Origin of the sequence: Micrococcus sp. HSID17227 (genome assembly GCF_003989405.1) — a bacterium.
In the GTDB taxonomy this organism is placed as follows: domain Bacteria; phylum Actinomycetota; class Actinomycetes; order Actinomycetales; family Micrococcaceae; genus Micrococcus; species Micrococcus luteus.
Genome location: NZ_RBLN01000075.1, coordinates 1 through 8,778, shown reverse-complemented (window position 1 = coordinate 8,778; position 8,778 = coordinate 1). Strand labels below are relative to the sequence as shown.

General features: G+C 72.6%; 11 protein-coding genes. 2 read left to right on the top strand and 9 right to left on the bottom strand.

The window, feature by feature from the left end; genetic code table 11:
• The 9 genes from D8M29_RS05730 to rpsB all read right to left on the bottom strand — a co-directional run.
• A partial coding sequence (locus D8M29_RS05730) for a biotin/lipoyl-containing protein (protein WP_305034216.1) occupies positions 1 to 327 on the bottom strand: 327 nt, incomplete at its 3' end.
• Positions 324 to 1,379, bottom strand: coding sequence for an alpha-ketoacid dehydrogenase subunit beta (locus D8M29_RS05725; RefSeq protein WP_044659478.1), 1,056 nt, complete (start codon positions 1,377 to 1,379; stop codon positions 324 to 326). The genes D8M29_RS05730 and D8M29_RS05725, both read right to left, overlap by 4 nt.
• A gap of 8 nt (positions 1,380 to 1,387) precedes the next feature.
• A complete protein-coding gene (gene pdhA, locus D8M29_RS05720; protein ID WP_061866735.1) occupies positions 1,388 to 2,542 on the bottom strand; it encodes a pyruvate dehydrogenase (acetyl-transferring) E1 component subunit alpha in 1,155 nt (384 codons plus the stop codon).
• A gap of 155 nt (positions 2,543 to 2,697) precedes the next feature.
• Complete coding sequence (locus D8M29_RS05715; RefSeq protein ID WP_049147668.1) at positions 2,698 to 3,297, bottom strand: DivIVA domain-containing protein; 600 nt, start codon at positions 3,295 to 3,297, stop codon at positions 2,698 to 2,700.
• Between the two features lie 49 nt (positions 3,298 to 3,346).
• Positions 3,347 to 4,183 carry a phosphatidate cytidylyltransferase gene (locus tag D8M29_RS05710; protein WP_061866736.1) on the bottom strand — a complete coding sequence of 279 codons (837 nt, stop codon included), beginning with the start codon at positions 4,181 to 4,183 and terminating at the stop codon, positions 3,347 to 3,349.
• Between the two features lie 25 nt (positions 4,184 to 4,208).
• Positions 4,209 to 4,766, bottom strand: a complete 558-nt coding sequence (gene frr / locus D8M29_RS05705) for a ribosome recycling factor (protein WP_002857704.1) — start codon at positions 4,764 to 4,766, stop codon at positions 4,209 to 4,211.
• 53 nt (positions 4,767 to 4,819) lie between these two features.
• Positions 4,820 to 5,587 carry a UMP kinase gene (gene pyrH, locus D8M29_RS05700; protein WP_002857706.1) on the bottom strand — a complete coding sequence of 256 codons (768 nt, stop codon included), beginning with the start codon at positions 5,585 to 5,587 and terminating at the stop codon, positions 4,820 to 4,822.
• Positions 5,588 to 5,795: 208 nt separating this feature from the next.
• A complete protein-coding gene (gene tsf / locus D8M29_RS05695) occupies positions 5,796 to 6,632 on the bottom strand; it encodes a translation elongation factor Ts (RefSeq protein ID WP_061866737.1) in 837 nt (278 codons plus the stop codon).
• Between the two features lie 103 nt (positions 6,633 to 6,735).
• Positions 6,736 to 7,602, bottom strand: coding sequence for a 30S ribosomal protein S2 (gene rpsB, locus D8M29_RS05690; RefSeq protein ID WP_061866738.1), 867 nt, complete (start codon positions 7,600 to 7,602; stop codon positions 6,736 to 6,738).
• A gap of 106 nt (positions 7,603 to 7,708) precedes the next feature.
• Between rpsB and D8M29_RS05685 the strand changes: the two genes are divergently transcribed.
• Both D8M29_RS05685 and D8M29_RS05680 read left to right on the top strand, forming a co-directional pair.
• Positions 7,709 to 8,404, top strand: coding sequence for an ABC transporter ATP-binding protein (locus D8M29_RS05685; protein ID WP_370450149.1), 696 nt, complete (start codon positions 7,709 to 7,711; stop codon positions 8,402 to 8,404).
• Positions 8,405 to 8,484: 80 nt separating this feature from the next.
• Positions 8,485 to 8,778 (top strand): asparaginase (locus D8M29_RS05680; RefSeq protein ID WP_148111526.1); only part of this gene is annotated, 294 nt, incomplete at its 3' end.

Below are 8,778 nucleotides of genomic sequence, written 5' to 3'. Positions count from 1 at the left end.
TGATCTGTCCGGCGCGGCGCCGTAGCCGACGAGGGTGGGCACGCGGCCGTCACCCTCGGCGGGCCCGCCGACGTCGGGCTCGGCGCCCTCGAGGGTGAAGGTCACCAGGGGCGCACCGACCTCGAGGGTCTCACCCTCGGCGCCGTGCAGGGCCGCGACGACGCCCGCGAACGGGCTCGAGACCTCGACCACGGCCTTGGCCGTCTCGACGTCGGCGAGCACCTGGTTCACGCTCACCGCGTCGCCCTCGGCCACGCGCCACGTCACGATCTCGGACTCGGTCAGGCCCTCGCCGAGGTCGGGCAGGCGGAAGGTCTTCTGGCTCATCGGGTCTCCTCCCCGGCGTTCTGGGCCGCGAGGAACTGCTCGGCGGTCTCGGGGGCGGCGAACGCGTCCACGGAGTCCAGCGAATTCGGTCGGCCCAGAGCACGGTCCAGGCCGTCGAGGATGCGGTCGAGGTCCGGCAGGTGCAGGTGCTCGAGCTTGGACGGCGGGTAGGGCACGTCCATGCCGGTGACGCGCACCGGCGGGGCCTCGAGCCAGTGGAACGCGCGCTCGGCCACCGTGGCCACGAGCTCGGCGCCGAGGCCGCCGGTGCGGGAGGCCTCGTGCGCCACGACGAGCCGGCCGGTGCGCCGCACCGAGGACTCGACGAGGCCGGTGTCCAGCGGGGACAGGCTGCGCAGGTCGACCACCTCGACCTCGACGCCCTCCTCGGCCGCCACCTCGGCGGCCTGCAGGGCGGTCTTCACGAGCGGGCCGTAGGCCACGAGCGTGGCGTCACGGCCCTCGCGCAGGATGCGGGCCGGGCTCATCGGCGGGATCGCGACGTCCAGGTCCACGTCGCCCTTGTCGTGGTAGCGACGCTTGGGCTCGAGGTAGACCACCGGGTCCTCCGAGGCGATCGCGGCGCGGATGAGGTCGTACCCCTCCTGTGGGGAGGACGGGGAGACCACGCGCAGGCCCGCGGTGTGCAGGAAGTAGGCCTCGGGCGACTCGGAGTGGTGCTCCGGGGAGCCGATGCCGCCGCCGAAGGGGATGCGGATGGTGACCGGCATCGGCACGGCGCCGCGGGTGCGGGCACGCAGCTTGGCCAGGTTCGCCACGATCTGGTCGAACGCCGGGTACACGAAGCCGTCGAACTGGATCTCGACGACGGGCCGGTAGCCGCGCATCGCCAGGCCGATGGCCGTGCCCACGATGCCGGACTCGGCCAGCGGGGTGTCGAGCACCCGGTCCTCGCCGAACTCGGCCTGCAGGCCGTCGGTGATGCGGAACACGCCGCCGAGGGCGCCGATGTCCTCGCCCATGAGCAGGACCTTGGGGTCGTCGGCCAGGGCACGGTGCAGGCCGCGGTTGATCGCACGGCCGAAGGTCATGCGCTCGCTCACGCGCCCGCCTCCTCGTCGTCGAACTGCTGCAGGTAGAGGGCGTGCTCGCGGCGCTGCCGCTCGAGCTCCTGGTGGGGCTCAGCGTAGATCTCGTCGAAGAGCCTGTCCGCGCCGTCCTCCTCGAGCGCCTCGAGGGCGCGGCGGACCTCGGCCGCCAGCTCGTCGGCCTCGGCCTGGGCCTGTGCGAGCACGGCGTCCACGTCCACATCGAGGGTGCGCAGGTGCGCCTCCACGCGGGTCAACGGGTCACGGGCCTTCCAGGCCTCGAGCTCGGCGTCGTCCCGGTAGCGGGTGGGGTCGTCCGCGGTGGTGTGCGGGCCCATGCGGTAGGTGACGGCCTCGATGAAGGTGGGACCGCCCCCGTCGGCCGCGCGCTCGACGGCGGCGCGGGTCGCGGCGAGCACGGCCAGGACGTCGTTGCCGTCCACGCGCATCGACGGGATGCCGAAGCCCCACGGGCGGTCCGCGATGCTGCGGCGGGTCTGCAGGCGCACGGGCTCGGAGATGGCCCAGTGGTTGTTCTGGCAGAAGAACACCACGGGCGACTGGTACGAGGCGCTGAAGACCATGGCCTCGTTGACGTCTCCCTGGCTCGTGGCGCCGTCGCCGAAGTAGACGATCGTGGCGACGTCCGCCTGGTCCCGCTGGACGCCCATCGCGTAGCCGACGGCGTGCAGGGCCTGCGCGCCGATGATGATCTGCTGGGTGGCCACGCGCGTCTCGTTCGGGTCCCAGCTCGAGAACGTGGAGCCGCGCCACACCCGCAGCAGGTCCAGCGCGGGGACGCCGCGCAGCAGGGCCACGCCGTTCTCGCGGTAGGACGGGAAGACGAAGTCGTCCGGGCGCAGCGCGACGGCGGAGCCCACCTGGGCGGCCTCCTGGCCCAGCAGCGGGGGCCACAGGGCCAGCTCGCCCTGACGCTGCAGGTGCGTGGCCTCGACGTCGAGGCGCCGGACCACGGCCATCTGGCGGTACAGCGCGGCGAGGGCGTCGGCGTCGACGTCCTCGATCCACGGGGCGAGCTCCGGCTGCGGACGGCGGCGGCCCTCCGCGTCGAGCACCTGGAGCATCACGGCCTCAGCCGGGCCCGCCGGGGGCGGAGAGCCGGCGGATCGGCCGCCGGTGGGACGGGTGTGGTCCACGAGGGTCACTGCACTGCCTTCCGATCGACGCCCACGGTGCGGGGCGAGGGAGTTGTACGCATGCGCGAGCAGGGGTGGAGCGCGCGGCGTCTCGGTGGTGTGATTGTAATCACTTCAGTGTGATCTGCGCCACTCTCCCGGGGCCGCCGCGCGAGGGCCGGGTGTCAGGCGCGGCGCAGCAGCACGTCGACGGCGGCGTCAAGGTAGGCGTCGACCTGGCCCTCCTCGTAGCCGGCGGCACCCTCGGCCTCGCTGAACGCCGCGCGGCGCACGTCGTCCGCGGTCAGCCCGCCTTCGGCGTCGGGATCCGTCGAGTCCTCCGCACCGGCCAGGGTGACGCGCAGGCGGTCCACGAGCGCGTCCACCTGGTCCACGTCGTAGCTCACGGCGTCCGCGCGGGAGGGGCGGCGGAAGCGCTCCGCCGGGGCCCGGTCGGCACGGGCCACGAGCTCGGCCACGCGCTCCTCGAGGTCTGCGGCCCAGTCCTCGTCCCCGCGCTCGGCGACGAAGGCCTGACGCTCGGCGGCGGCCAGCTCCTCTTCGAGGCGGTCCAGCTCGTCGTCCACCTCGTCCGTGGCGTAGCCGCCGTTGACGGTCGCGAAGCGGGCCTGGCGCACCTCCTCCGCCGTCAGCGGGGCACCGCCGTCGCGTGCCTCACGGGCACGCGCCATGAAGGCGTCCACGTGGGTGGTCTCGTAGCCGATCTCGTCCTGCTCGACGAGCTCGAAGACCGGCTCGGCGTCCGGGGTGGTGCGGGGGGTCATGGGCGTCTCCTGCGGTGCGGGTCCCGGACGTGCCGGGTCGAGGGGTGGATCAGGTCAGGGGCAGCGCCAGCACGGTGTAGGCCACCGGCGAGGCGAACACGAGGGAGTCCAGGCGGTCCATCACGCCGCCGTGGCCGGGCAGGGCGGAGGACATGTCCTTGATGCCGAGCTCACGCTTGACCATGGACTCGGAGAAGTCCCCCGCGGTGGCGGCGGCGACGGTGGTCACGCCGAGGACGGCGCCGATCCACCACGGCTGGCCGACCAGCAGGGGGACGGCGACGACGCCCACCAGCACCGAGCCCGCCAGGGAGCCGGCCAGGCCCTCCCAGGACTTCTTGGGGCTGATGCGCGGGGCGATCGGGGTGCGGCCGAGGCGGTAGCCCACGATGTAGCCGAACGTGTCGTTGGAGACCACCATCAGCAGCAGGATCGCCACCATGCGGTGCCCCAGCGGCTCGTCCAGGAGCGCAGCGGCGAAGGAGAGCAGGAACGGCGCCCACAGCACGATGAACACGCCCGCGAGCATGAACTGGCCCGCCGGGCGCCGGCGCGTCAGCGCCGTCCACACGGCCACCAGCGCCAGGCATGCCACCAGGGCGATGAACAGCGCGGGCACCCCCCACCGCCACGCGGTGAGCGGCAGGACCGCCGCGGCCACCCAGAGCGGGGGCCGCGGCACGTCCAGGCCGATGCCGCGTACCGCCGTCGCGATCTCGGACACCGCGCCGACCAGCAGGGCGACCACGAGCACGACCAGCAGCCAGTCGAGCCAGAAGAGGCCGACCAGGGCCGTCGCCAGCAGCCCCACCCCCACGAGGACGGCGGACTTGAGGTCGCGGCCGCCGCGCGGGGGTGCGGGCGAGGTGGGCACGGCGGAGGTCATGGGACGAGCGCGGACGGCGGGAGGCTCAGACCTCCAGCAGCTCCTGCTCCTTGTTCTTGGCCATCTCGTCGATGAGCTCGACGTGGCGCTTGGTGAGCGCGTCCAGCTCCTTCTCGCCGCGGGCGCCCTCGTCCTCGCCGACCTCGCCGTCCTTGACGGCCTTGTCCATGGCCTCCTTGGCCTTGCGACGGGCGTTGCGCACGGAGATCTTGTGCTCCTCCGCCTTGGACTTGACCAGCTTCACGTACTCCTTGCGGCGCTCCGCGGTCAGCTCCGGCATCACGATGCGGATGACCTTGCCGTCGTTGGACGGGTTCGCGCCGACCTCGGACTCGGACAGGGCCTTCTCGATGTTGCGCAGGGCCGACTGGTCGAACGGCGTGATGAGCAGCGTGCGGGCGTCCGTGGTGGTGAAGGACGCCAGCTGCTGCAGCGGGGTGAACGAGCCGTAGTAGTCGACCATCACCTTGGAGTAGAGGCCCGGGTTGGCGCGGCCGGTGCGCACGGAGGCGAAGTCCTCACGCGTGGCCTCGATGGTGCGGTCCATCTGCTCTTCGGCGGACTGCAGGGTCTCCTGGATCACGGTGTCTCCTCGGTGTGGTGGATCAGGTCTGCCGCCATCCTACGCGGCGGGCCTCAGACGGTGACGGTGGTCCCGATCGGCTCGCCGAGCAGGGCGCGGGTCACGTTGCCCGGGCCCTCCATGCCGAACACGCGCATGTCCAGGTCGTTGTCCTTGCACATGGTCATGGCGGTCAGGTCCATCACGCGGATGTTCCGCAGCAGCGCCTCATCGTAGGTCAGGTGCGTGAGGCGCTCGGCGGTGGGGTCCTTCTTGGGGTCCGCGGTGTAGACGCCGTCCACGCCGGACTTGGCCATCAGGACCTCGTCTGCCCCGACCTCCAGGGCGCGCTGGGCCGCCACGGTGTCCGTGGAGAAGTAGGGCAGGCCGGTGCCGGCGCCGAAGATCACGACGCGGCCCTTCTGCATGTGGCGGATGGCGCGCAGCGGGATGTAGGACTCCGCCACCTGCTCCATGTGGATGGCGGACTGCACGCGCGTGGTGACCCCGGCCTGGATGAGGAAGTCCTGCAGGGCCAGGCAGTTCATCACGGTGCCGAGCATGCCCATGTAGTCGGCCCGACGGCGGTCCATCCCGTTCTCGGACAGCTCGGCGCCACGGAAGAAGTTGCCGCCGCCGACGACGATCGCGATCTCCACCTGGTCCGCCGCGGCGGCGATCTGCTCGGCGATGCCGCGGACGGTCTCCGGGTCCACGCCGATCTTGCCGCCGCCGAACACCTCGCCCGAGAGCTTGAGGAGCACGCGACGGCGGCCGGTGTCGTCCGAGGTCTGCGGGGCGTGGGCGGTGGTCGGGTCCTCGGGGGCGCGGTTCGTCTCCATGGGAAGCATCTCCTGGTCGGTGGGGGGTCGGGCCGGGGACGGCCGTCCCGGGGGCGGACACGCGGACGGGGTGGCCGCCCGGTCGGGGCGGCCACCCCGTCATGCGATGGTCGTCGGCGCCATCCGGCGCCGGAGTGGACCTCGGGTCGCTCCCGATCCTACGCCCCCGCGGGGCGTGGACCGGGAGCGGCCGGTCCGGGTGCGGCGGTCAGTTGCCGACGCGGAAGCGGGCGAACCCGGTGACGTTGGTGCCGGCGTCGGAGGCGACCTTGCCGACGGTCTGCTTCGGGTCCTTCGCGAACGGCTGGTCCACGAGCACGATCTCCTTGAAGAAGCCGGTCAGGCGGCCCTCCACGATCTTCGGCAGGGCCTGCTCCGGCTTGCCCTCGGCACGGGCGGTCTCATCGGCGATGCGACGCTCGTTCTCGACGGTCTCGGCCGGCACGTCCTCACGGGTGAGGTACGTGGGCGAGTAGGCCGCGACGTGCACGGCGATGTCGTGCGCGGCGGTCTTGGCCTCGGCGGAGTCGGCGTCCACGGCGAGGAGCACGCCCACCTGGGCCGGCAGGTCCTTGGAGGTCTTGTGCAGGTAGGCGTCCACGTAGGCGCCCTCCACGCGGGCCAGGCGGCGCACGGCCACCTTCTCGCCCAGCAGGGCGCCCTCCTCGGTCACGTAGTCGCCCAGGGTGCGGCCCTCGTAGTCGGAGGCCAGCAGGCCGTCGACGTCGGTGGCGCCGGAGGCGACGGCGGCGCGCAGCACCACGTCGCCCAGGGCGATGAACTTGTCGGCCTTGGCCACGAAGTCGGTCTCGCAGTTGAGCTCGATCATGACGCCGACGCCGTTCTCGACGGTCGCGGCCACGAGGCCCTCGGCGGCCGAGCGGCCCTCGCGCTTGGTGGCGCCCTTGAGGCCCTTCACGCGGATGATCTCGATGGCCTTCTCGGCGTCGCCGTCGGCCTCGTCCAGAGCCTTCTTCACGTCCATCATGCCGGCGCCGGTGCGCTCGCGCAGGGCCTTGATGTCAGCAGCGGTGTAGTTCGCCATGCTCGTTCGGTCCTTCCCGTGGTGTGGGTTGTGCGGGATGTTCGGGGTCTGAACCGGCCCGTCGGCCCGGCCGGGTGGGGCCGGGCGGACGGACCGGCCGGGATCACTCGCCCTGCGGGGCGGCCTCGGCGGCGGGGGCCTCGGCCTGCTCGGCCGGCGCCTCGGCGGCGGGGGCCTCGGCCTGCTCAGCCTGCTCGGCCTGCTGGGCGTTGTGCTGCTCGAGCAGCTCGCGCTCCCACTCGGCCATCGGCTCGGCGGCCGCCTGGCCGGACTTGCCGCCCTGACGGGCGATCAGGCCCTCGGCGACGGCGTCCGCGACCACGCGGGTCAGCAGGTTCACGGAGCGGATGGCGTCGTCGTTGCCCGGGATCGGGTAGGCGACCTCGTCCGGATCGCAGTTGGTGTCCAGGATGGCGACGACCGGGATGCCGAGCTTCTGGGCCTCGTCGACGGCCAGGTGCTCCTTCTTGGTGTCCACGACCCACACGGCGGAGGGGGTCTTGGCCATGTTGCGGATGCCGCCGAGGTTGGCCTGCAGCTTCTCGAGCTCACGGTTGAGCAGCAGCAGTTCCTTCTTGGTGAACTGCGAGCCGGCCACGTCCTCGAAGTCGATCTCCTCGAGCTCCTTCATGCGCTGCACGCGCTTGGAGACGGTGGAGAAGTTGGTCAGCATGCCGCCGAGCCAGCGGTGGTTCACGTAGGGCATGCCCACGCGGCCGGCCTGCTCCGCGATGGCCTCCTGGGCCTGCTTCTTGGTGCCGACGAACAGGATGGTGCCGCCGTGGGCGACGGTCTCCTTGACGAACTCGTAGGCGCGGTCGATGTAGGACAGCGACTGCTGGAGATCGATGATGTAGATGCCGTTGCGCTCGGTGAAGATGAAGCGCTTCATCTTGGGGTTCCAGCGGCGGGTCTGGTGGCCGAAGTGGACACCGGAGTCGAGGAGCTGGCGCATGGTCACGACGGGCATGACGTTCCCTTCTGTGGCAGCCGTGGCACCCCGCGCTTCACGCGCGGGCGGTCTGCCGGTCGATTTCTTGACGGTTGGCGGCCGGCCCGGTCGGGCGGCCCCTGGCATCACGACGGCGGGCTGCCGGGCCCCACGAGCACCCGCGCCGACGTCCTCTCCAGGAGGACGGCGGGGACGGGACCGAGCGTGGGGGCTCCTGGACCTGCTCCCCGGCACCTTCACCGCGATGGTCGGCCCGTCCGGCTCGGGCAAGTCCTCCCTGCTGGCGGTGGCCGCGGGCCTCGTGACGCCCACCTCCGGCAGCGTGTCCGTGGCCGGTCGCGAGATGGCCGGGCTGTCCCGGAAGGAGCGCACCGCGCTGCGCGGCCAGGAGATCGGCATGATCTTCCAGCAGCCGAACCTCATCCCGTCCCTCACCGCGGCCGAGCAGCTCGAGCTGACCGTGCACCTGGACCGCGACGCCACCCGCGCCGACCGCAGGGCCGCCAAGGCCCGGGCCCTGGAGCTGCTCGAGCGTGTGGATCTGGCCGACCAGGCCGGCAAGCGCCCGCACCAGCTCTCGGGCGGCCAGCGGCAGCGCGTGAACATCGTGCGCGCGCTCATGGCCTCCCCGACGCTGCTGCTCGTGGACGAGCCCACCTCCGCGCTGGACCGCGAGCGCTCGGCCGCCGTCGTGGACCTGCTGGGCACGCTGACCCGCGAGGAGCAGGTGGCGACGCTCATGGTCACGCACGACCACGAGTTCCTCTCCGCCACGGACCGCACCCTGACCATGGTGGACGGGCGGCTCTCCGCGGAGTGAGCCGGTGATGCCGCCGTCCCCGACCCGGCCCACCGGCCCGGACGCCCGGCGCGTCCGGGGCCCTCGCTACCCTGGACCGCATGACCCACGCCACCGTCGCCCCCGCGGGCGAGACCTTCGCCCTGTCCGACGCCGTCGAGCTCGTGGAGACCGTCCGCAACGGCTTCGTCGAGTCCCGGACGGCGGGCGCCGCCGTCGTGACCGGCCCGGACGGGCGGGTGCTGGCCGGGCTCGGCCCCGCGGACGCGCTGATCTACCCGCGCTCCACGCTGAAGCCGTTCCAGGCCGTCGCGTCGCTGCGCCACGGGGCGGCGCTGGAGGGCGAGGCCCTGTCCATCGCGTGCGGCTCGCACCGGGGCACGCTCCGGCACCAG